Origin of the sequence: Massilia sp. NP310 (assembly GCF_019443485.1) — a bacterium.
Taxonomy (GTDB): Bacteria; Pseudomonadota; Gammaproteobacteria; order Burkholderiales; family Burkholderiaceae_D; genus Telluria; species Telluria timonae.
Genome location: NZ_CP080379.1, coordinates 4,555,021 through 4,578,325, shown reverse-complemented (window position 1 = coordinate 4,578,325; position 23,305 = coordinate 4,555,021). Strand labels below are relative to the sequence as shown.

Sequence of the window (23,305 nt, the reverse complement as noted above, 5' to 3'; positions counted from 1 at the left end):
ATATAAGTTTCACTTGGGTATAGTGCAAAAAACAGGCGGCGTCGCTGCTGCCACGTGTGGAGACCTCATGACGGCCAGACTCAATTTCGGACAACTCTCGATCGCCGCCAGTGCGGCATTCTTGTTTAGCGCAACTCCCGTCCTGGCCGCCGCGCCGGGCAGCCCGGCCGAAGCCGTGGACGTCTTCATCGGCACCGGCGGCGACGGCCACACCTTCCCCGGCGCCAGCCGTCCCTTCGGCATGGTGCAGCTCAGCCCCGACACGCAGCACCGCCACTTCCGCCAGAGCTATCCCTGGGCCTCGGGCTACAACTACGCCGACAGCTCGATCCTCGGCTTTTCGCACACCCACTTCTCCGGCAGCGGCCACTCCGACCTGGGCGACGTGCTCCTGATGCCCTACAGCGGCGAGACCAAGCTGGAGCCGGGCTATCCGGAGCGTCCGTTCTCGGGCTACCGCTCGCGCTTCTCGCACGACCAGGAAAAGGCCGAGCCGGGCTACTACGCGGTGCGCCTGAAGGACCATGAAGTCGATGTCGAGCTGACCGCCAGCGAGCGCGTGGGCCTGCACCGTTATAAATTCAAGGCCGGCGAGCCGGCCAAGGTGCTGCTCGACCTGCGCACCAGCATCTACAACTACGACGAGAAGAACCTGTGGGCGCGCCTGCGCGTGCGGAGCAGCACCATAATCACCGGCATGCGCGAGACGCGCGGCTGGGCGCCCGGCCGCCAGGTGCACTTCGCGATCCAGTTCTCGCGCCCGATCGACACCCGCCAACTCCTGAACCGCGAAGAATCGATTCCGTATCGCGGCTTCGCTCCGCCCGGCAAGACCCCGGCCGACAAGGCGCTGGTCGAAGGCAAGCAGCTGATGGCCGACTTCAACTTCGGCGTGCCGCAGGACGGCACGCTGCTGGTCAAGGTCGCCCTGTCGGCGGTGAGCGAAGACAATGCGATCGCCAACCTGGCCGAGATGCCGGGCTGGGACTTCGACCAGGAGCGCGAGCGCGCCGGCAAGGCCTGGAACGACGCGCTGGGCGCGGTGAAGGTCGAGGCCGAAGGCCCGATGCGCACCAAGTTCTACACCGCCCTGTACCACACCATGCTGGCGCCGTCGCTGTTCATGGACCTCGACGGCAGCTACCGCGGCCCGGACAACCAGGTGCACAAGGCGAAGAACTTCCGCTTCCACTCGACCTTCTCATTGTGGGACACCTACCGCGCGCTGCACCCGCTGCTCACCATCGTCGCGCCCGAGCAGCGCAACGCCGACTTCGTGAACTCGCTGATCGCATCAACGCAGCACAGCCCCTACGGCATCCTGCCGGTATGGCAGTTCCACGGCCTGGAAACCTGGTGCATGATCGGCTACCACGCGGTGCCGGTGATCGCCGATGCCTACATGAAGGGCATCCGCGGCTTCGACGCCGACAAGGCCCTGGCGGCGATGACGGCCAGCGCCGAATACGGCCCTTACGGCGGCCTGGAACACTATATGAAGCTGGGCTACGTGCCGATCGACCTCGAGAAGGAAGCGGCGTCGAAGACCGTCGAATACGCCTTCGATGACTGGACCATCGCGCGCATGGCCGAGAAGATGGGCAAGAAGGACATCGCGGCCCGCTACTACAAACGCGCCCAGAACTACCGCAACGTGTTCGACAAGGAGACCGGCTTCATCCGCGCCCGCAAGTCCACCGGCGAATTCCGCACCCCGTTCAATCCGGAACAGTCGAACTTCGGCAGCGACTATACCGAGGGCAGCGCCTGGCAGTATTCCTGGTATATGCCGCACGATAACGCCGGCCTGATCTCCTTCCTGGGCGGCGACACCAAGCTGGTGAGCAAGATCGACCAGGTGTTCGACGCCAAGGTCGACGAGACCGTGTACGCCCACATGGAAGACATCTCGGGCCTGATCGGCCACTACGCCCACGGCAACGAGCCTTCGCACCACGTGGCCTACCTGTACAACTACGCCGGCGCGCCATGGCGCACCCAGGAACGCCTGGCCAACATCATGGCCACCCAGTACAGCGACAAGCCGGACGGCCTGTCGGGCAACGACGACCTGGGCCAGATGTCGGCCTGGTTCGCCTTCACCGCGCTCGGCTTCTACCCGGTGGCCCCGGCCAGCAACGAGTACGTGATCGGCCGTCCCTTCCTGGACAAGGCGACCCTGAACCTGCCGAACGGGAAGCGCTTCACGGTGCGCGCCGATAACCTGTCGACTGCCAACGGCTACGTCGGCCGCGTCACCCTGAACGGCAAGCCCTTGATGCGCACCTTCATCCGCCACGAGGACATCATGGCCGGCGGCGAACTGGTGTTCACCATGCAGGCCACGCCGAACAAGGACTGGGGCAAGGAACAGAACGCCCGTCCCTACACGCAGACCAGGTACTGACCGGGGGAAGCGCGCCATGGCCGTCACGATCCGCGACATCGCCCGCGCCACGGGCTACTCGATCGGCACGGTCTCGCGCGCGCTGAAGAACCAGGACGGCCTGACCGACAAGACGCGCGAACGCATTTGCGCGGTGGCGCGCGAGATGGGCTACGACTTCGCCAAGCTGCGCGAGGGCGACGTGCGCCGCATCGCCTTCTTGCTGCACCGCCAGCACAACACGCAGTCGGCCAGCCCGTTCTACCTGCCGGTGCTGCACGGCGCCGAGGATGCCTGCCGCAAGCGCGGCATCGCGCTGTCGTTCGTGGTGGTGGGCCCGGCCGAGCCGGTGCTCGACCTGGTGCGCCTGCACCAGCCCGACGCCCTGCTGTGCGCCGGCTTCTTCGAGCCCGAACTGGTGGCGGCGCTGCGCGACACCGGCAAGCCCCTGGTGCTGCTCGACATGCGCCTGCCCGGTTACCGCTCGGTCAATCCCGACCATGCGCTGGGCGGCTACCTGGCGACGCGCCACCTGATCCGGCAGGGCCGGCGCCGCATCGCCATGCTCACCGGCCCGCTGGCCCACCACAGCATCCTGGAACGCTACCGCGGCTTTCGCAAGGCCTTGTTCGAGGCGCGCATGCTGGCCAATCCCGACCTCGAGGTCCAGCTGCCCAGCATCGGCAACAGCCTCGACAACGTGCGCCAGGCGGTCGACGCCCTGCTGGCGCGCGAGCCGCGGCCGGACGCGCTGTTCTGCTACAACGACAGCACGGCGCTGGCCGCCATGCGCCACTGCCTGGAGCGCGGCCTGAAGATTCCGCACGACATCGCGATCGTCGGCTTCGACGACATCAGCGCCGCCTCCAGCGCGATCCCGCCGCTGTCCAGCATCGGGATCGACAAGGATTTGCTGGGGCGGATGGGCGTCGATTCGCTGCTGGAAAGAGTGGACAGCGCCAGCCTGGAACAGACGCTCGCGGTCCAGCTGGTGGTGCGCGAAAGCAGCAACGACGACTGACTTGCCGTTCCGGCTGGGGCAAAAAAACGACAGGCCATGGTGTCATCCGGCTGGTTGCTTAATAATAGACAACTTCTGACGATTGCTCCCGCCATGGCCACCCTGTCGCCCCACCTGCTCCCGCCACTGCGCACCGATGCCGGACTTTACCGCGAACTCGAGGTCCTCGAGCGCTTGCGCGACCATCTGCCGGCCGGCTTCGAGGTCTTCCACAGCGTAACGCTGCACACGCTCCATCATGGGCGCGACCGCTACGGCGAAATCGACATCGTGGTGCTGGCGCCGAACGGCAACCTGCTGCTGATGGAAGTGAAGGCCGGCGACGTCGTGCTGCGCGCAGGCGGCATCTACAAGCTGTACGGCAAGCGCGAATGCGATGTGGCGCGCCAGACCACGGTGCAGCGCGGCGCGATGCAGAACCGCCTGCAGCAGGCCGGCATCCATCCGGAACTCATCAGCTGCCTGGTGCTGCCCGACTATGCGCTGGGCGACGGCCAGGTCTCGGCGATCCCGCGCGAGCGCATCATCGACGCCCACGGCTATGACCGCATGATCGGTTCGGTGTGCGACTGGCTGGCGCCGACCCCGCGCGAGGTCGATCGCGAGGCGCTGCGCCGCCTGCTGCTCAACCAGTTCCAGGTGATGCCGGTGCTGGACGTGCTGCGCGACCAGCTGCAGGGCACGGTGCGCCGGCTGTCGGACGGACTGGCGACCTGGGTGCCGCGGGTCGAGGCGGCATCCGGGATCGTGCGGGTCCAGGCGACGGCCGGCTCCGGCAAGACCCAGCTGGCCCTGCAGCTGCTGGAGGATGCGCGCGCCGCGCGCCTGGACGCGCTCTACGTCTGCTACAACCGGAGCCTGGCCGACCACGTGCGCGTGCTGGCGCCGCCATCGAGCGAGGTCGTCAACTATCACGAGCTGTGCGTCGAGCATTACCGTCGCCATCACGGCGAGCCGGAGTTCTCGCCCGAGGGCTTCGAGCGCATGGCCCAGGCCTACCTGGACGACAGTGACGGCGTCGCGGCGCGCTTCGACCTGCTGGTCATCGACGAAGCCCAGGACTTCAGCGCCGAGTGGGTGGCCAGCCTGGGCGGCCAGCTGCGCAAGAACGGACGCCTGTACGTGCTGGAGGACGAGGCGCAGCGCCTGTACGGCAAGGAAGGCTTCGAGCTGGACGAGGCGGTCGTGATCCGCTGCAGCGACAACTTCCGCACCCCGCGCATCCTGTGCGACATGATCAATGCGCTCGACCTGGTGCGCCCGCCGGTGCGCAGCATGAATCCCTACGCCGGCGAGGTGCCGGGCATCCGCGGCTATGCCTGCGGCGAGGAGCTGCTGGCGGCGACCGAGGCGGCGGTCGCGGCGCTGCTGGCGCGCGGCTTTGCCCTGGACGATATCGCGGTCGTGTGCGGCCGCGGGCGCGGCAGCTCGCAATTGCTGAACCGGGCCACCATCGGCCCCTGGCTGACGCGCCGCTTCACCGGCGAGTACGGGCGCGACGGCGCGCAGCGCTGGAGCGAGGGCGAGCTGCTGGTCGAGTCGGTGTACCGCTACAAGGGCCAGAGCGCGCCCGCGGTGGTGGTGACCGAATTCGACCTCGACGCCCTCGACGACAAGGCGCGCCGCATGCTGTTCGTCGCCCTCACGCGGGCGCAGATGGCGGTCGAGCTGGTGCTGTCGCCCGAGGCCGAGCGCTGCCTGTATGCGGCGCTGCAGGAGGCGGCTGGCGATGAGCGGGCGCGCGTCACGCCCGCCGCGTCCGCGCCTCAGACATAAGCCTGCGCCATCCTCGCCGCAGTCTCCGCCATCTCCTGGCGCAGGCCGGCCGGCTCCTCGACCACCACGCCGTCGCCGAAGCCCAGCAGCCACCACACCAGCGAACGCGTATGCGGCACCGTGGCCGCGAGACGCAGGTGTCCATCGCCGTGCGCCGTGAGCTGCTGGTCTTCGCTGAGCGGCGTTTCATACAGGTGTTCGCCGGCCGCGCGTGTAAACACGGCGCGCAGGCGCAGCGGCTCGCCGGCGATCACGCCGAACTGGCCCGAGGCGATGTAGGCGTCGAGGTCGAATCCCATCTTCTTGCGCGCATCCTCGTAGCGCGCCTCGGCCGCCACGATGCGGTGCAGCGGGATAGTGCGCACGTCCTCGTAGTCTCCAAACATGCAGACCAGGTAGACGATGCCGCCGCGCTGGACGATCGCCAGCGGATGCACCGTCTCGTAGAGCGTGAGTTCGGTGGCGTCGCGCTTGCGGTAATGCAGCGTGAGCTGGCGATCTTCCATCAGCGCCAGGTAGACGGTGCGCTGACAGTCGGGGTCCAGGCGCGGCGCAATCAGCGGTTGCTGCGGCGGCACGCTGCGCACCTTGCGCAGCCACGCCTTGGACGGCGCCGGATCGTCGTCGGTCGACAAGGTGCGCGCGGCCGATGCGAAATACGGCTGCAGCGCTTCGGCGGTGCTGGGCGGCAGATGGTGGCGCAGATGCTGCTCGACCAGGGTCATGGTGAGCGCCTCGGGTACCGTCAGGCCGGGCAGGTCGAAGCGCTGGGCGCCGCGCAGCCAGCTCCACTTGAAGGGTTTCTCGGCGTCGTCGCACACCAGCGGGAACACTTCGGACAAGGCGTTCAGGTCGCGCTCGACGGTGCGCTTGGTGACCGGGAATTCGAGCGCATCCAGTCGCTTGCACAATTCGCCGGCCTCGATCGACAGCGGCGCGCGCGGCACCAGCTGCAGCATATGCCATTGGCGCAGGAGGGCTTGCTGGTTGCTCGCCATCAGAACTCCTCCGCCCAGCGCTGCCAGTATCCAGGCTCGTCGTGCTCCGCGTTTTCCATCGCCAGCTCGAGCGGCATGGCGTAGAAGCGCACGCCGGCATGGCGCATGCTGCCGTCGGGCAGTTCGAGATAGTCGCGCAGCACCCGGTAGGCCGGCAGATCCTCGTCCCACGGCAGGTCGAGGTAGACCTGGCCGCGCCAGGACGCCATCACCGACGGATTGGCCAGCGGGCCGCAGGGCCGCCACGGCACCCCGTTGGCGTCCAGCCAGGCCAGCACCTGGGCGCGCATCGGGTCTTGTTCGTGGTGGTAGGCGCGCCGTTCGGCGGCGGCTTGCGGATGGAATTCGAGGTAGAGCGCGGCGCGCCCCTTCTGGCGCGCGATGGCGTCGATGTGTTCGATCAGTGCAGGCATGGTGGCTTTCGCCGCGCCGACGTGGCGCGTTCAAGATGTGATATTAGCAAATAAATTACCGTCAGGAAATTAAAGACCGGCCGGGCAGACGCAGATTGGCATGCGCATGCGACAGCATGCGTCGCGCCATGTCCTCGGCCGGCTGCGACACATCCTGTCGCCGGGGTCTCCTATGCTGTGTTCCGTCTTTCACAGCCGACAAGGAATCAATGACCGACCTGCGCTGGTATCTCCCGCTCGAACGGTGCCGCAGCCTCGACGCCATCCGCCGCCAGTGGCATCCCCTCCTCGAGCGGGCCGCAAGCCTGCCCGGACAGGACCCGGTCCGCCACCACGATGCGCTGCTGGCCTTCATCGGCATGTCGGCCCTGCCCCCTCACCTGAAGCTGGCGGCGCTGCTGGCCTGCGTCGACAGCCGCGACTTCGACCTGCGCCTGGCCCTCGGCGCGCTCGACGACCAGGTGAGCGCCAGCCGCGCGCCGTGGCCCGGTTCGGTGCAGGATGCGGTGGCCGGCAACGGACCGGCGATGCAGGTGGCCAGCCGCCGCGACTGGCTCGGCGCCTTCGTGGTCGGCCGCCTGGCCGGCCTGCGCGACGCCCTGGCCCAGGACGGGACCGGGGTCGCGCCGTGGAAGGGCGCATTCCGCAAGCGCTACGCCGAGATGGCGCAGCGGCGCGGCCTGGCCGGCGCCGGCCTGCCGGCACGGCCCCTGGGCGCCGCGCCGCGGCTCACCCGCGTCAAGTAATGCGCGACACAAGCTGTCGCACCCCTGCCGCACAATGACGTCATCCCATCACCAGGAGAGCCAATTTGACCGTACGCCGCCGTCGCATCCGCCCCGTGCCCCAGGAACTCGCCCCGGCCGTCACCCTGTGGGTTTTGCGCATCATGATGCCGCTCGGCGGCCACCGCGACCTGGTCGGGTCGATGTGCTTTTCCAACGATCACGTGGCGCGCGCGCTGGGACTGGGCGACTGGATCGACGACGAGCGCGACTTCGATGCGGCGCTGGTGCGCGCGCGCCTGCGCGAACTGCACCGCGAGGCTGAACGCGACGCCGAGCGCAAGGTGCCCACGATCCTGCACGCCAACGTGGCGCGCCTGGCGGCCCTGGTCGGCATGTCCGGCGCCGAATGCCGCATCCTCGAATTCGCCACCATGCTGCACCACGAGCGCATCCTCGACGACGCCGCCGAGACGCTGGGCAACCTGTCGGCCGCGAAGATCGTCGACGTGCTGTCCACGCTGCTCGAGCTGCAGCCCGACGAGGTGCGCGCCGCGCTGGGCGCGGGCGGCGTGCTGGCGCGCTCGGGCCTGCTCACCGTCGACCGCGCCATCAACGGCTCGCTGCGCAGCAAGCTCGACCTGCTGTCGAACCGCTTCGCCGACTCGGTCGTCGGCCTCGACGCCGATCCGATCTCGCTGCTGCGCGACACGGTGGCGCCGAGCGCCCCGGCGCGCCTGACGCTGGACGACTTTCCCCACCTGGAACAGGAACTGGCCATCCTGCGCCCCTACCTGGCGCGCACGGTAGCGCGGGACGGCATCCACCAGGGCGTGAACGTATTCGTCTACGGCGCGCCCGGCACGGGAAAAAGCGAGCTGGCGCGCGCCCTGGCGGCGGAGCTGGGCTGCGAGCTGTTCGAAGTGGCCAGCGAAGACGAGGACGGCGACCCGGTCGGCGGCGAACGCCGGCTGCGCGCCTACCGCGCCGCCCAGAGCTTCTTCGACCGCCGCCGCGCGCTGCTGCTGTTCGACGAGGTCGAGGACGTGTTCGCCGACGACGGCATGTTCGGGCAGCGCAGCACCGCCCAGCGACGCAAGGCATGGATCAACCGCACGCTGGAACAGAACCAGGTGCCGACCCTGTGGCTGTCGAACTCGATCGCCGGCATCGACCCGGCCTTCCTGCGCCGCTTCGACGTGCTGGTCGAAGTGCAGGTGCCGCCGCGCGCCCAGCGCGAACGCATCCTGCAGGCCGCCTGCGGCGACCTGGTCGATCCCCCGACCCTGGCGCGCATGGCGCAGGTCGAGACCCTGGCCCCGGCCGTGGTCGACCGCGTGGCCTCGGTGGTGCGCACGATCCGCGACCAGTTCGACCAGCCAGGCGCCGCGCGCGCCGTCGCCTGGCTCGCCAACCGCTCGCTCGAGGCGCAAGGCCATGCGGGCCTGGATGCCGGCGCCGCCAGCCGGCTGCCGCCCGATTACGACCCGGCCATCCTGAATGCCGACACCGAGCTGGCGGCGCTGCTGCCGGGCCTGCAGCATGCGCGCTCGGGCCGCATCTGCCTGTACGGTCCGCCCGGCACCGGCAAGAGCGCCTTCGGACGCTGGCTGTCCGAACAGCTCGAGATGCCGCTGATGCTGCGCAGCGCCTCGGAACTGATGTCGAAATACGTCGGCGAGAGCGAAAAGGCGATCGCCCAGGCCTTCCGCCAGGCCGAGCGCGAAGGCGCGCTCCTGATGATCGACGAAGTCGACAGCTTCCTGCGCGACCGCGAAGGCGCGCGCGCCTCGTGGGAAGTCACGCGCGTGAACGAGATGCTGACCCGGATGGAAGCCTTCGGCGGCGTGTTCATCGCCTCGACCAATCTGATGGACGACATCGACCCGGCCGCGCTGCGCCGCTTCGACCTCAAGCTGCGCTTCGGCTACCTGCGCCCGGAACAGGCGCTCCTGATGCTGGAACGCCAGTGCGCCGCCCTCGGCCTGGCGCCGCCCGACGCATGCGACGCCGAACGCCTGCGCGGTCTGCCGCAGCTGACCCCGGGCGACTTCGCCGCCCTGGCGCGGCGCCACCGTTTCGCCCCCTTTGTTGTCTGCGCGCAACTGGTGACGGCGCTCGAGCAGGAATCCGCGGGGAAACGCGGCCGGCAGGCAGCGATCGGCTTCCTGGCCTAAACCTGCGATGCCATACTCACCATTCTCCAGGAGCGAACCGATGCGACGTTTTTCGAAATCCAGGCTGATGGCCTATCGCCAGTGCGAGCGCCGCCTGTGGCTCGAGCTGCACCGTCCCGAGCTGCGCGTGGACAATGCGGCGAGCATGGCGGCCTTCGCCGCCGGCCACCAGGTGGGCGACCTGGCGCGCCGCCTGTACGACCCGCACGGCACGGGCGCCCTGCTCGATCCGCACACCGAAGGCTTCGATGCGGCGCTGGCGCGCAGCCTGGCGCTGCTCGATTCAGGCCAGCCGATCTTCGAGGCCGGCTTCGTCGCCGGCGGCGCCATGGCCTTCGCCGACGTCCTGCTTCCCTTGCCTGGCCAGGGCCCGCGCCGCTGGCGCATGGTCGAGGTCAAGTCGTCGACCTCGGTCAAGGACTACCACCGCGACGACGCCGCGATCCAGGCGCGGATGGCGCTGGACGCCGGCGTGGCCCTGGAAGGCATCGCGCTGGCCCATATCGACAGCAGCTGGGTCTATCCGGGAGGCGGCGACTACCGCGGCCTGCTGGTCGAGGAAGACCTGACCCAGGAAGCCTTCGGCCGCGCGGACGAAGTCGCGGCCTGGGTGGCCGGGGCGCGCGCCGTGGCCGCCTCGGTCGACGAACCCGATATACAGCCCGGCAAGCATTGCGCGAGCCCCTACGATTGCGGCTTTACCGCCCATTGCGCCAGCGGCATGCCGCAGGCCGATTTCCCGGTCGCCTGGCTGCCGCAGCTGCGCAGCAAGGCGGCCAGGCAATGCGTGGACGATGGCGCGCTGGACATGCGCGATATCCCGGATGCACTGCTGAGCGACAAGCAGTTGCGCGTGAAGCAGCACACCATCTCGGGACAGGCCTATTTCGATGCCGCGGGCGCCGCCGCCGACCTGGCGCCGCATCCGCTGCCGGGGTATTTCCTCGACTTCGAGACCATCGCCTTCGCGGTGCCGGTCTGGCAAGGCACGCGGCCGTTCCAGATGATCCCCTTCCAGTTCAGCGTGCACCGGCTGGACAGCGAGGGCGGGATCGAACACGCCGCCTTCCTCGACCTCTCTGGCGACGATCCGTCGCACGCCTTCGCCGTCGCACTGATCGCGGCCTGCGGCGGGCACGGCCCCGTGTTCGTGTACAACGCCAGCTTCGAGAAGTCGCGCATCCAGGAACTGGCCGAGCGCTTCCCGCCACTGCACGATGCGCTGCTGGCGATCAATGCACGCGTGGTCGACCTGCTGCCGGTGGCGCGCGAGCGCTACTACCACCCGTCGCAAGAGGGCAGCTGGAGCATCAAGAAGGTGCTGCCGGCGGTCGCGCCCGACCTGCGCTACGACGACCTCGAGGGCGTGCAGGACGGCGGCGCCGCAATGCAGGCCTACCTGGAGGCGATCGCGGTCGGCACGGCGCCGGAGCGCAAGCGCGCGATCGAGACGCAGTTACTCGCTTACTGCGAACTCGATACCTTGGCCATGGTGCGGCTGTGGCGCTACTTCGCCGGAAAATAAACAACCACTTTCAAAAGGTACAAATGTCCACGATTCAGAATCTGTTGGTCGACAAGTCTTTCCTCGAACTCGACCGTCAGCTCAATGCCTTCAATATCTTCGACGTACTGAACGTGCGTGAGTACGAAATACGCCATACCCGCTTTCTGGCGCACATGCTCGACCCCTATGGAACACACGGATTGGGCAACGCCTTCCTGCGCAATTTCCTGTTGCAGCTCAGCGTGCAACTTGGCGCTGACGCGGGAGGAGGCCTGCTGCGTGAAGTTCACCAACTGGATCTCGACCTGGCCCGTGTCACTCCCGAAATTTCATTCAAAGGTGGAAGGGATGAGCTTTCGATAGAAACCACTGACGGAGCGGGGTCCAGCGCCGACAGCGGCCGCCTGGACATCGTTCTGCAGATCCCACGCCGTGGCGGCGGCGAGGTTGTCATCGCCATTGAAAACAAGGTCAATGCCAGGGAAGGGGATGGACAACTTCCTCGTTACAGGCGCTGGATGCATACGCGTTTTGGTGCAGGGAACTCGGTACTGGTGTTCTTGACCGTGAATGAAGAAGAGCCGCGCGAAGACTGGAACTGCGTCACTTACAGCAATGTCGTGTATCCAGCCCTGGAACTGACCGCGCAGTCCTGTGACACGCTGGGCCCTGGCCCGGCCATGCTCATCGACCACTACAAGTCGATCTTGCGCGACAAGGTCGAAGGGGATGCCGCAAATGCCGACGCCGACAGTCTCGCGCTGGAACTGGTCGACAACTACCCTGACGCCAAAAAATTCATCGATGCGACGTGCAGCCGGTGGGGTGGCCGGCTTGGCCTGGAGGCGGTGGATTCGAGCTGGGGACTTTATAATCGTTACAAGAACGCGTTTTCTTTCCTTGCGGGATACGATTCGGATGAGCGCGCGAAAGTCCTGCGCTGGTTCAAGAACAAGTGGCCAAACCAGGTTGCCGACGGCTCTGTTACACCCAGTATCTTCATTGACGACTCCGGACGCAGCATCATGCGCTTCCTGGCATGGCCCGCTGGTTCGGCACTAGCCGAACTGTCCCGGAAATATGCGGTAAAGACGAAAGAGAACAAGAAACACGCCTGGACATCCGGCAAGCACGCGGTGCTCTTCGAGCTGCATTCCTATGTCACCGAGCGTCCGCAGTCCAGGGACACTGATGAGGCTGAGTACGGTTGGAACCTGTTTCTCGTCATCGGCCCTCTCGAAGGCATCGATCGCCATGCCTGGATCACGCGGCTGCGCAAGACGCTCAATGGCCATTTTTCGACCAGGGCCGGTGCCGGCATTCCCACTGTGCGCCATGCAGCCATCACGGCCACGTTTTTCTCATTGCTCAAGTGGGAGCTCAAGGGCCGGAACGTTGCAACGCTTGCCGAGGAACTGACCTCTCCCGCACTCCTGACGTGCATCGACGACGTGGCGCGCACGATCGAACGCACCTTGCTGGAGGAGGATGACGGCACCAACAAGGCTTGATGTGAGACGTCAGAAGTGATACTCGGCACGGATCATCGGCGTGCTGGCGCGCTGTCCGCGTCCGCCGGTCGTGGCGCGGGTATTGCCGAACTTGTTGTTCCAGAACTGGTATTCGACACCGACACGGAAGCGGTTCTTCTTCTGGCCGAAGTGGGCGCCGACGTCGTACATCAGCTGCATGTCGATATTGGTCTCGGCCCCGGTCGGGTTGCCGGTTTCGTCCAGCCCCTTCTCGGCGATGAAGTTGGCATAGCCCTCGAAGGCCCAGCGCTCGTTCAGCGGAATGCCCCAGCTGACGTTGAGCATCGGGTGGTTCTCGTACTTGTAGCGCCCGCGCACGTCGGAGATCGGGGCGAAGGCGCCGCTCGGCGCATTGCTTTCGCGGATCAGGAGGATGCTGGTGCTGAGGAAGCCCGGCACGTCCCACATCAGGGTCGGCCCGACCACCAGCATGCGCTTGCGCGAGTTGTAGCCGACGTCGCGTTTCGTGTTCAGGTCGAAGCCGGCGGTGAGCCCGACGCCCTTCACCTTCCCGAAGCGCAGTTCGCGCCCGCTCAGCGCGCCGATGTCGAGCGTGTGGCGATACAGCAGGTAGGCTTCCTCGGCGCCGGAACTGCCGCCGAGCGAGCGCGGATCGTTGCGGTCGGACTTGAGCCAATCCAGGTTGAAGTAGTTGCTGCCGTACTTGTAGCCGCTGGCGTGGGTCAGCGCGAGGACGTGCTTGTCGATGTGTTCCGGATTGAAGGGCTCGGCGAAGCGGCTGCCGTAGCGCCAGCTGATGGCGGTGTCGCTCCAGTCGAGCGCCTGTGCCGGACCGGCCGCGAACCCCGCGGCCAGCAGGCAGGCGCCGCAGCCGAGGGCGCGGGTGATGATGTTCATGATCTTGATCCTATGCTTCGGGCGCGCTCGGGTCGCGCGCAACCCGCAATTCTACCTTGTGGTCACGCCGGTCATCGCGCAGCACGACCGTCCAATCGGGGCAGGGTTGGCCGTCCAGCAGCATTTCTTCGGGTCCTTCGGTGGCGCGCACCGTGATCTCGTAGAAGGCGCCGCGATGCCGGTAGCGCAGGCTGAAACCATCCCAGCCCGGCGCCAGGCGCGGCCTCAAACGCAGCGCCTCGCCATGCCGTTCGAGGCCCAGCAGCATTTCGACGAACAGCAACCAGGTCCACGCCGCCGCCGGCGTGGCGACGCCGCCGATGGCGCGGCCGGCATGCGGCGCGATCGTGCGCAGGCCGCCGCTCATCAGGTAGGGCGGACCGTCGCCATGCGTCATCGGCTCGAGCATGCGCGCCAGCTGCCATGCGTGGCCGGCGTCGCCCAGCCGTGCGAGTCCGGCCGCGGCCCAGGCGGTGGCGCGGTGGTCCTGGCCGGGGCTCGACGGCACCCGTTCGCTCCATTCGCCATCCACCGGCGGATCGCAGCGCGGCACGGCGCCGTCGAGGCGCAGGCGCCGCACCGCCGCGCGCAGCGCTTGCGGGCCTTGCGCCGCCCCGGCCTCCAGCGCCCAGCACTGGGTCGACAGCTCGACGCGGCAGGCCGCATTGGCGATCGAACCGAGGGCTGTGCTGCTGTCCAGCCAGGTCCAGCGGTACCAGTCGCCATCCCAGCCGTGCTCCTCGCACTGCGCGCCCAGCGCCAGCGCCGCGCCGCGGCAGGTGGTGGCGAAACCGAAGTCGCCGCGCCGGTCGGCCACCTCGGCGAAGCGCTGCAGCACGGCCGCCATGAAGAAGCCCAGGCGCACGCTCTCGACGCGACCGGCCACCCCTTCCTCATGCAGGCGCCCCGCCGCCGGCGGCAGGCCGCGCGGCCCGAAGCGCAGGCAACCGCGCAGGCCGTGCACGCAGTGCTGGTACAGATCGTCACGCTCCGACAGGCGCACGGCCAGCAGCGCATGGTCGTCCGTCACCGCGAGATAGCGCGTCAGCGCGTACGGCAGCCACAGGAAGTCCTCGACCAGGCAACCCGCCGTGAAGGCGGGCGCGGCGCGCAGCAGGGCCTCGCGCAGCAGCTCCGGGCGAGCGTGGGCACAGGCCAGGGCCGATTGCAGGCGCGCCGCCGGATCGCGCTCGCCCATCATGGCGCCGATCGCCTGATAGGGCAACCAGCTGTTCACGCGCAGGTCGAAGCCGGGTTCCGGCGTGCATGCGGTGACGGCGCCGAGCGTATGCTCCCACCAGTCGCGCAGGCGCTGCCATGCGGCGGCGGCGGCCTGCGCCGTGCCATGGCGCTGCACGACCGCGCTGGCGTCCAGGCTCCCGGGACCGGCCACGCCGAGCACGAAGACCAGTTCGCACTCGGCGCCCGGCGCCAGGGTGACGCCGACCTGCAACGCGGCGCACGGGTCGAAACCGGCGCCGGCAATGCCCGACAACCCGGCGCGCCCCAACGCCGCCGGGCGTGCGATGGCCCCGGAACGGCCGATGAATTCCTGGCGGTCGCAGGTCACGGCGACCTGCTCGGCGTCGACATGGAAGAACGCGACCTTGTCATGGAAACCCGCGCCGAAGACGTTGCGCGCCAACAGCGCGCCGCTGGCGAGGTCGCGTCCGGTCACCACCTGCAGGCCGGGCGGCGCGTGGCGCTCGTCCAGCAGCCACTCCACATACCCCGTCGCGCTCAGGCGGCGCGGCGCATCGCTGTCGTTGCGCAGGCGCAGCACGCTGTACTTGAGCGGCGCGTCCTGGGCCACGAAGCAGCGCAGCTCGGAATGGATGCCGTGGACAAGGTGTTCGAACACGCTGTAGCCGATGCCATGGCGCGTCGTGTACGTCTCTGATGACGGCGCCGGCCACGGCGTCGGCGACCAGACGTCGCCACTGTCCTCGTCGCGCAGGTAAAAGGCTTCGCCGCCCTGCGGCGCGACTTCGTCTTCTCCCCCTGCGGTCAGGCGCGTGGCGCGCTCGCCGCTCCAGCTGACGGCATGGCCGCGCTCCGAGACGATGCTGCCGAAGGCGTCGTTGGCCAGCAGGTTGATCCACGGCGCCGCAGGCGCGGCGATGCCGGCGCCGCTGCGCACCACGACCTCGCGGCCGTCCGGCAAGGCCTCGGTCGCGGGCGAAGGCGGATTCGCCGCGGTCCATGCCTGCGCCGGCGTGGCGGCGACGAACGGCGCCGCCGCCGCGCTGCCCGCGCGCTCGGCGCGGCGCAGCTGGTCGGCCAGGTCGCCGCGCTCCCCGGAGAGCAGCACGCTGGCGGCGGAGCGCAGCAGGATGCGGTCTTCATGCGGCACGTCTTCCTTCAGGTGCAGGTGCAGTCCGCCGGGCTGGTCGAAGCTGGACGGATCGACCAGCGGCGCCGCCAGGTGCATCAGGGCTTCGCGCGCCGCGCGGCTGTCGCACAGGACCAGCAAGTCGACCGCCAGGCCGTGGCCGCGCCAATAACCGTGGGCCTGCAGCAGCTGGCGCGCGAGGCCGGTGTCCGGCCCCTCGCCCAGTTGCAGCAACAGCAGCGGCAAGTCGCCCGTGACGCCATATGCCTGCAAGTCGGCCCGCCCGCGCAGATTGCGCGCGATGACGGCGGGATCGGCGCGCAGCGCCGGCGCGGGCTGCAGCAGGCAGCCGGCCAGGCGGTTGATCAGCTGGGCGTCGGCTTCGCCGATCTCGGCGCGGCGCAGCTCGGCCTGGGCCAGGGTCCAGGCGGCCTCGATCGCGTGGTCGACCTCGTGAGCGACCCCATAGCGCGCCGCCAGCTCGCGCGCCAGCGCGCGGCTGGAGGCGGCGCCGAGCACCAGGTCGACCGTGATCTCCTGCTGCGGCGCCAGGGTCACGCTGCGCCGCAGCGCCAGCAGCGCCTCGTCGGGCTCCGGGTCCAGGCCGGGCAGCGCGCCGCCCTGGCTCACCGCCTGCGGCCGGCACAGCTCATGGCCGCGCCCGATGAAGCGCGCGCGATTCGTTTCCACGCTCGGCTGCCCCGCCGTCTCGCGCACCGTCATGCGATGCACGAGCACGGGCGCGCTTGGTGCGGTCAAGCACAGCAGGCTGTCGGCGCTCGCGTCGAACTCGATGCGGATGCTGCTGCGGCCGCCTTCTTCCAGCGGCGGCCCGGCCAGCGCCACGCAGCCGGTCAGTTCCAGGGTGAGCGTCTCAGACGCGCGATTGACGATGCGGATGCGGCGCAGCTCGACGTCGTCGCCCGGGGCCACCACCGCGTCGGTGCGCATCTCGATGCCGTGGTCCATGCGGCGCAGGCTGGCCCGCCCTTCGGCCAGCACCGCCTCGACCTCGTCGGGCGCCGGCGCGCCGGGCAGCAGGACGTTGGCCCAGGTGGCGCCGGATGCCGTGTCGCGCACGTGAAGCGCCAGGCCGCTCTCGCCGGCCCCGACTCGCGTCAGTACGGTTCCCTCCCAGCAGCTGGCGCCGGCGCCCGCGCTGTCGACGACCACGTGATAGCGGCCGTTCGACAGCAGCTGGACTTCCGGCAGCGGCGAAGCGTCCGGCTGGAGCACGCGCGCGTAGGGGCGGGCCGCCGCGACGCCGTCGAGCGCCACGCCGGCATCGATGCGCAGGGGCGGCTCGGCGCCGGCCGCCGGCGCCGCCTCTTGCAGCAGGCCGAGCGCGGCGCGCAGTTCGGGATCGCGCGCGAAGCGGCGCTGCATCGGTTCGCCCTGCAGGTGGCGCGCCAGCGCCAGCAGGATCGTGGCCTGGTGGCGCGCGAGCTGGGCCCGCACCACTGCCTGGCGTTCGCCTTGCGGCAGGCGCGCTGGCGCATAATCGAGCGCCTCGTGGAAGCCGGTCTCGCCCAGCAGGCCCTGCTCCGCCATGCGGCGCAGGTTGGCCGCCGCCAGCGCCGGCGCCGCGCTGAGCGCCAGCGCCGCGCCATGGGGCGCGGCGACCAGGTCGTCGGCCGCCCTCCGCCGCAGGGCGGCGGCGTCGATGCCGAAGCGCCCGATGCGGTAGCGCGCCGCCGCGTCGACCGCGTTGCAGCCCGATTCCGTATAGCCCCACAGCAGCCCGCGGCCCTTGGCGTGGGCCGCCTGCAGGCGCGCCACAGCCCGGCCGGCGTCGTCCAGCAAGGTGTCGCGCCATGACGGCATCACGAGCTGCGGCGCCAGATAGTCCGCCAGCGCGCCCGCGCGCGACAGCAGCAGCGCGCCGGCCCCCGTCATGCGCAAGGGACGGCCGAGCGACCACCAGTGCTGCTGCGGCAGCTGGTCCTGGGCGACGGCGGCGAAGCTGGCCATGCGCGCCTCGGACGCCAGCAGGTCGCAGCTGTCGCCGTCCAGGCGCCCCCCGCGCCCCTCGCGCACGTGACAGCCCGTGGCCAGCAGGCCGGTGGACGGGTCGACCAGCGCGCCGAAATCCACGCGCGCCGCTTCCCGCGCCTGCGCGGCCAGGCGCGCGATGCTCTCCATGCGTTCGCGCGCGCAGTCGCGCCCCTGTGCGACCAACTGGGCCAGGCCCTCGTTGTCGCCTGGCGGTTCGAGCGCGGCCAGTTCGCGCAAGGTCGGGATGCGGGTCAGGCCGGCATCGAGCACGTATTCCTGCGCTGCGCGGGTCCAGGGCGTGAGCGCATGCAGGTCGTCCAGCTGCGCCGCGCATTGCCGCGCCAGGCGCGCCGTCCAGGCGCGCAGCGTGGGGTCGGCGGGGTTTGCTTTTTCCGGCAGGCCGGCGTCCAGCTCGGCCGCCCTGGCCGCGACCGTGCGCAGGCAGTCGGCCAGGCCCGGCAGGGTATCGGTGGCGCGGCAGCGGCCCGGCGCCAGCGCTTCGCCCAGCGCGTCCAGCGCCGGCAGCAGGCCGGGCGGCGCATGCTCGCGCACCACCAACAGCGTGACGCGGATGCCGTCCAGCGCGGCGGCGTCAACGACCGGTCGGTCCGGCACTTCATCGAGGCCGGCGGCGAAGGTGCGCAGCGCCAGCGCCAGGCCCCCGCTGGCCGCGGTGTCGACACGCGCCGGTTCGAGCGGAGCGAGCGTGACGCCGTCATACCATTGGAAGGGGTGGCCATGCCAGCGCTCCAGCAAGGCCATCGACGCCAGCGCCTGCTCGCTGCGCGCGAGCAGGCCGCCCAGCGGCAGATAGCCGAAGTCGCGCGCGCTCAGGGTCGCCAGCAGGGTCGCGCCCATGCCGGCGGGCGACACGCGCTCGTCGACGGTCGGTTCGGAATGGTCGAACACGGCTTCCGGCGCCAGGCCGTGCCGGCCCGCGCCGTGCTGTTCGAAGAAGGCCCAGCTGCGGCGCGCCAGCGTGCGCAGGAACAGCGTCTGCCCTTTCGCCAGGCGCATGCCGCGCCGCGCCGGCTGGCTGAGCCACCAGGCCAGCACCGGCGACAGGAACCACACCAGCAGCAGCGGCGCGGTCGCGAACAGGGCGTAGGGGTTGGCGAAGGTCAGGAGCAGCGCGACGCCGACCGCCAGCAACGGCGCGAACCACATCGTGCGCCAGTTGTTCTCCAGCGCGCTGCTGGGTCGCGCCAGCGCCGGAGGACGCAGCTCGAGCAGCTTGCGGCGGCTCACGTCGCGCCGCCACAGGCCGCGCACGACCGCGTCGGCGTCAAGCCAGGCCCGGTGCGGCAGGAAGGCCAGCGCCAGCGCGGCGCGCACCAGGGCCGTGCGCGCGCCGCGCGTCCAGGCGTCCAGGTGCTGGCGCAGCGGCGCATCGAGCGCGCGGCCGGCCAGCGTGGCCAGCATGTCGAGCAGCGTCGGCAGCCAGAGCGGCGCCAGGATGGCCACGGTCCAGAACACGGGCGCGGCCAGCAGGCTCCAGCACAACACGAGCAGCGCGATCGACGCCGGCGCGGCAAGGCTCCCGGCCAACGCGTCGAACAGGCGCCGGCGCACCCGTGCGGCGCGCAGGCGCCCGGCGCCGCGCCCGAGGCGGCGCGCTTCCTGCCAGGCGGCGCGCAAGGCGCGATGGCGGCGCAGCGCGTGTTCGCCATAACTGCCCGGATGCGCGGCATCCAGCCGCAGGTCGCCCACGCGCGCGGCGCGCAGGCGGTCTTCCTCGACCGCGCCGGGTTGCGCCCGGCCCTCGTCGCGCAGCTCGAGACCCATCGCGCGGCGCCAGGCATCGACGTCATAGATCGCGGCCCAGCCGTGGCCACCGGCGGGCCACAGGCGCTGGTAGCGCACGGCGTCCCGGCCCGGCAAGGAGGTCGTGATTTGCGGCAGCAGCATGGCATGGCCTTCCAGCACCCGCCCTGCTTCGTCCTGCAGCGCCCGGTGCAGCGGGTGCGCCATCGCCGCCACCAGGCCGCGCGCGGCGTCGCGCGGCAGGCCGGTATCGGCGTCGAGCGCGATCACATAGCGCATCTCGGCCGCGGCGCCGAGATTGCCGGCCGCGTGCGCGAAGCGGTCGCGCACGCCGCACAGCCAGGCATTCAGGTCGGTCAGCTGGCCGCGCCGCCGTTCGCGGCCGATCCAGGCCTGCTGGTCTTCGCTCCAGGCGCGCGCACGCGCCAGCAGCATGAAGGGACCGTCTCGTTCGCCGCCGTGCTTGCGGTTGAGCGCCTCGATCGCGCCGCCCGCCTGGGCCAACAGGGCGGCGTCGAGGGGCAGCGTCGCTTCAGGCGCGTCGGGCAGGTCGAGCAGCAGGCAGAAGCGCAGGCGCCGATCGCGGTTGCCGAGGTAGCGCACTTCGAGGTCTTCGCACAGCGCCGCGAGCTGCGCGGCGTCGGCCGGCTGCGCCGACACGGCCACCAGCGTGCGTGCATCGTCAGGAATGCCGGCCGCCACATCGATGCGCGGCGTGGCCTGGGGCCGGACCAGCCAGCGCCCGGCCATGCCCATCAGGGTGCGCGCCAGGGCGCCGGCAACCGGCAGCGCCAGGATGCCCATCAGGACCAGCAGCAGCGACCCGGCCCCGCCCTGCCAGGCATGGACCAGGCCCGCGCCCGTGAACAGCAGGGCCAGCGCCGCCGTGGCGCCCGTCTGCATGCCGGGGGAAGCGCCCTGCAATGCGGCGCGAACGCGCGGCGCCCATCCGCGCCGTCCGCGCAGCCTGGCCTCGAGCGTCGCCAGGCCAGGGCCGGCCAGGTAGTGGCCCACGTGACGGATGCGCATATCGAGCCCGCCCTCGCCCGGCGCGCGATGGACGCCGGCCAGCGCGATCGCTTCTTGCGCCACCGCGGCTTCGCTCACGCCGAGGGAATGCGCCAGGCGCGCGACCGTGTGGCGGTAGCGGTCGCGCGTGGCGCCGTCCATGCGCGCATAACTGCCGTCAGGATCGTCGCGCAGCAGCGCATCGACCACGCCCAGGCGCTCGGCGAAGGCGCGCCAGTCGACGCCGCCCAGCGCGCGCAGGCTGGCCAGGGCGTTGCCGGCGGCGACGGCGTCCTGCGCCTGGCTGCTCCTCTCGTCCTGCGTCAGCCCGGCAATGCTGCCCTGGCCATCGGCCAGGCGCGCATCGATCCAGTCCAATACCTGGGCCAGCGGCGCGCCGCGGCCCTGCAGGCGGCGCGCCAGTTCGACGATGAAAGCGCCGTTGTCCGCGTCCGCGCTGCGCGCCATGTCGGCGAACAGCAGCACCAGGTCGCCCGGGCGGGCCTCGGCGGTGTCGAGGAAGCGCGCGGCCCAGGCGGCGGCGCGTTCGCGGCCGGCGCAGGCATGCGCGGCGCGCGCGGCCAGCGCGGCCAGCCGGTCGATCAGCGCGAGACGCAGCAGCGCGGGCAGCGCATCGAGTTCGGCGACGCGCAACGGCGCGCCTTCCTGGCTCGCGGCGAGGACGCGCGCCAGTTCTTCGATGTCGACCACGCCATCGGCGCGCCCCACCGTATCGAGCGCCAGGCCCCAGACGCGCGCGGCGCCGTCCTGGGCGGCGATCTGCCGCGATTGCGCGCGCGCCAGCCGCAGCTGGGTGTCGAGCAGGTGGTAGCCGTCGAGCAGGCGCGCGCCGGCGGGAGGCAGGTCGATCCCGGCGCGCATGGCGCGGTCGAGCGTTTCGCAGGAACGAACGATGCCCTCCGCATTCGCGGCCAGCAGCGGCACGGAGGCGGCGGCGGCGGCGCCATGTGGCGCATGCTGCCCCGCGGGCATCTTGTCGTTCTCAACTTTCAACGGGAACCTCGGGACGGAGGCGTGCGCGGCGGACCGCCGGAGGACGGGACACCCTAAGGTAATCAGGGCAAGAAACCAGACAAACGATGCTGGGCGCGCACGGCTGACTCCATGCTAGGGAAAGGTACGAAAAGTTACCGTGCGCTGGCGTACACACCGCCTGCCGAGCCGGCAGGCGGCCGGGGAATCGTCAGACGGCGAGCGCGAAACCGCCGGCCAGCGAGCAGGCGCGCGGATGGCCCAGCGCGCGCAGGGTGCGCGCGGCGCGGGCGCTGCGGGCGCCGCTGCGGCACACGAACAGCAAGGGACGGGCCTCGGCGCCCAGCCAGGCGGCGGCATGTTCCTTTACGCTCGCCAGCGGCACGTTGAGCGCCGTGCGGCCGTGCAGTTCCACCTGGCCGGCGACGCTGTGCTCGCGCGCATCGCGCACGTCGACCACGATGGCGTCGGGATGCGCCGCCAGCCAGCCGCGGGCCGCGACGGCGTCGAGCTCCATGCCGGCGTCCATGCCGGCGTCCAGCGCGGCGTCAGGCGGCGCCGCATCGGGCGCCGCCGCCGGCGCCGGCGGCATTGCCAGCGCCGCCCCGCAGCGCGCGATGCGTTCGCAGGCCAGCGCCAGCACGGCGTCGTCCAGCAGCGGCCCGATCGACAGGCGCACCGCCGACGCGCTGCGCCAGGCCGGCAAGCCCATCGCGTCGAGCACATGGCTCGGCGCCGCCTTCGATGCGGCGCAGGCCGAGCCGGCGCTGACGCGCATGCCGGCGGCATCGAACAGGTCGAGCAGCTCGGCGCTGGCGACGCCCGGGATCGAGAAATTGAGCGTGGTCGGCAAGGTGTGCGCCAGCGGCGCGTTGAACACGATGCCGGGAAAGGCGCGGGTCAAGGCCTCGGCCAGGCGCGCGCGGCAGGCTTGCAGCGCCTCGGCGGCATGGAAGGTGTCGCCGCGCTCCAGCGCTTCCAGCACCGCGCCCAGCGCCGCGATGCCGGCCATGTTCTCGGTGCCCGAGCGCCCATTGTCTTCCTGGCCGCCGCCGCAGATCAGCGGCGTGAACGGCGCGCCTTCGCGCACGTACAGCATGCCGATGCCCTTCGGCGCATGCAGCTTGTGGCCCGAGAACGGCGCGTAGTCGATGCGGCTGGCGCCCAGGTTCAAGGGCAGCTTGCCGAGCGCCTGCACGCAGTCGACCATCCACAGCGCCGGGCTGGCCGTTTCGATCAGCGCCGCCGCGATGCCGTCCAGGTCGGACACCACGCCGGTCTCGTTGTTGGCGGCCATGGTGCAGACAAAGGCGAGGCGCGGCGCCAGCGCGCGCAGCACGTCCAGGCGATGGCGGCCGTCGGCGTCGACCGGCAGCACGCGCAGTTCGAGGCCCGTGCCCAGCAGCCGGTTCCAGTGCGCCAGGCTTTCGGACACCGCCTTGTGCTCGGTGGCGCCAATCAGCACCACGTCCCCGCATGCTTCGCCGCGCGCGCGCCGTTCGCGCACCGCGCACAGCGCCGACAGCGCCGCGGTCTGGATGCCTTCGGTGGCGCCGCTGTTGAACATCAGCCGTCCGTTCGGGGCGCCCAGCACCCGCCGTGCGCAGGCGCGCGCGCCCTCGCGCAGCGCCCGGGCGCGCAGGCCGCTCGCATGGCTGCTGCTCGGATTACCGAAGCACTCCTGCAGCGCGGCCATGGCGGCAGCGGCGGCGGCAGGCAGCACCGGCGAAGTCGCGTTGGCGTCGAGGTAGATTTCGGTGATCATGGATTAGCTGCCAAAGACATAAAAAAAGGTGTCGCACAACACGTTATTGTCCAGT

At 70.3% G+C, this 23,305-nt stretch carries 12 protein-coding genes; 7 read left to right on the top strand and 5 right to left on the bottom strand.

Features of this window, described 5'->3' with window-relative positions; all coding sequences use genetic code 11:
• Nucleotides 1-67 precede the first annotated feature (67 nt).
• The 3 genes from KY496_RS20110 (at nt 68) to KY496_RS20100 (ending at nt 5,183) form a co-directional block, all read left to right on the top strand.
• Nucleotides 68-2,407: a GH92 family glycosyl hydrolase gene (locus tag KY496_RS20110; protein WP_219862121.1), complete on the top strand. Its 2,340-nt coding sequence runs from the start codon at nt 68-70 to the stop codon at nt 2,405-2,407.
• 16 nt (nt 2,408-2,423) lie between these two features.
• A complete protein-coding gene (locus tag KY496_RS20105; RefSeq protein WP_219862120.1) occupies nt 2,424-3,407 on the top strand; it encodes a LacI family DNA-binding transcriptional regulator in 984 nt (327 codons plus the stop codon).
• Nucleotides 3,408-3,500: 93 nt separating this feature from the next.
• The gene (locus KY496_RS20100; RefSeq protein WP_005663581.1) at nt 3,501-5,183 is read left to right on the top strand and encodes a nuclease-related domain-containing DEAD/DEAH box helicase; all 1,683 of its coding nucleotides are present in this window, start codon (nt 3,501-3,503) and stop codon (nt 5,181-5,183) included.
• Here KY496_RS20100 and KY496_RS20095 read toward each other — a convergent pair.
• Both KY496_RS20095 and KY496_RS20090 read right to left on the bottom strand, forming a co-directional pair.
• Entirely contained in the window at nt 5,174-6,181 is a 1,008-nt protein-coding gene (locus KY496_RS20095; protein ID WP_005663582.1) for a YafY family protein, read from the bottom strand. The two genes, KY496_RS20100 and KY496_RS20095, sit on opposite strands and share 10 nt — an antisense overlap.
• Nucleotides 6,181-6,594, bottom strand: coding sequence for a hypothetical protein (locus KY496_RS20090; RefSeq protein WP_005663584.1), 414 nt, complete (start codon nt 6,592-6,594; stop codon nt 6,181-6,183). Before KY496_RS20090 ends, KY496_RS20095 begins: the two co-directional genes overlap by 1 nt.
• A 209-nt stretch (nt 6,595-6,803) precedes the next feature.
• On the opposite strand from KY496_RS20090, the gene KY496_RS20085 reads away from it, so the two are divergent.
• The 4 genes from KY496_RS20085 (at nt 6,804) to KY496_RS20070 (ending at nt 12,514) form a co-directional block, all read left to right on the top strand.
• Complete coding sequence (locus tag KY496_RS20085; RefSeq protein WP_005663586.1) at nt 6,804-7,340, top strand: hypothetical protein; 537 nt, start codon at nt 6,804-6,806, stop codon at nt 7,338-7,340.
• A gap of 65 nt (nt 7,341-7,405) precedes the next feature.
• Nucleotides 7,406-9,496 (top strand): AAA family ATPase, encoded by a 2,091-nt coding sequence (locus KY496_RS20080; protein WP_005663587.1) that lies wholly within the window; start codon nt 7,406-7,408, stop codon nt 9,494-9,496.
• A 40-nt stretch (nt 9,497-9,536) separates the two neighbouring features.
• The gene (locus KY496_RS20075) at nt 9,537-11,021 is read left to right on the top strand and encodes a DUF2779 domain-containing protein (protein WP_005663588.1); all 1,485 of its coding nucleotides are present in this window, start codon (nt 9,537-9,539) and stop codon (nt 11,019-11,021) included.
• Between the two features lie 23 nt (nt 11,022-11,044).
• Nucleotides 11,045-12,514 (top strand): PD-(D/E)XK nuclease family protein, encoded by a 1,470-nt coding sequence (locus KY496_RS20070; protein WP_219862118.1) that lies wholly within the window; start codon nt 11,045-11,047, stop codon nt 12,512-12,514.
• Nucleotides 12,515-12,523: 9 nt separating this feature from the next.
• On the opposite strand, the gene KY496_RS20065 is transcribed toward KY496_RS20070, so the two are convergent.
• The 3 genes from KY496_RS20065 to KY496_RS20055 all read right to left on the bottom strand — a co-directional run bounded on the left by KY496_RS20065 (nt 12,524) and on the right by KY496_RS20055 (nt 23,250).
• The gene (locus tag KY496_RS20065) at nt 12,524-13,393 is read right to left on the bottom strand and encodes a hypothetical protein (protein WP_005663592.1); all 870 of its coding nucleotides are present in this window, start codon (nt 13,391-13,393) and stop codon (nt 12,524-12,526) included.
• A gap of 10 nt (nt 13,394-13,403) precedes the next feature.
• Nucleotides 13,404-21,506 (bottom strand): GH36-type glycosyl hydrolase domain-containing protein, encoded by an 8,103-nt coding sequence (locus tag KY496_RS20060; protein WP_219862116.1) that lies wholly within the window; start codon nt 21,504-21,506, stop codon nt 13,404-13,406.
• 190 nt (nt 21,507-21,696) lie between these two features.
• The gene (locus tag KY496_RS20055; protein WP_219862114.1) at nt 21,697-23,250 is read right to left on the bottom strand and encodes an aminotransferase class V-fold PLP-dependent enzyme; all 1,554 of its coding nucleotides are present in this window, start codon (nt 23,248-23,250) and stop codon (nt 21,697-21,699) included.
• Nucleotides 23,251-23,305 lie beyond the last annotated feature (55 nt).

Bases quoted from the DNA above. Each gene is read 5' to 3' on its own strand.
- KY496_RS20110 (WP_219862121.1), top strand. From the start codon at position 68: ATGACGGCCAGACTCAATTTCGGACAACTCTCGATCGCCGCCAGTGCG.
- KY496_RS20105 (WP_219862120.1), top strand. From the start codon at position 2,424: ATGGCCGTCACGATCCGCGACATCGCCCGCGCCACGGGCTACTCGATC.
- KY496_RS20100 (WP_005663581.1), top strand. From the start codon at position 3,501: ATGGCCACCCTGTCGCCCCACCTGCTCCCGCCACTGCGCACCGATGCC.
- KY496_RS20095 (WP_005663582.1), bottom strand. From the start codon at position 6,181: ATGGCGAGCAACCAGCAAGCCCTCCTGCGCCAATGGCATATGCTGCAG.
- KY496_RS20090 (WP_005663584.1), bottom strand. From the start codon at position 6,594: ATGCCTGCACTGATCGAACACATCGACGCCATCGCGCGCCAGAAGGGG.
- KY496_RS20085 (WP_005663586.1), top strand. From the start codon at position 6,804: ATGACCGACCTGCGCTGGTATCTCCCGCTCGAACGGTGCCGCAGCCTC.
- KY496_RS20075 (WP_005663588.1), top strand. From the start codon at position 9,537: ATGCGACGTTTTTCGAAATCCAGGCTGATGGCCTATCGCCAGTGCGAG.
- KY496_RS20070 (WP_219862118.1), top strand. From the start codon at position 11,045: ATGTCCACGATTCAGAATCTGTTGGTCGACAAGTCTTTCCTCGAACTC.
- KY496_RS20065 (WP_005663592.1), bottom strand. From the start codon at position 13,393: ATGAACATCATCACCCGCGCCCTCGGCTGCGGCGCCTGCCTGCTGGCC.
- KY496_RS20055 (WP_219862114.1), bottom strand. From the start codon at position 23,250: ATGATCACCGAAATCTACCTCGACGCCAACGCGACTTCGCCGGTGCTG.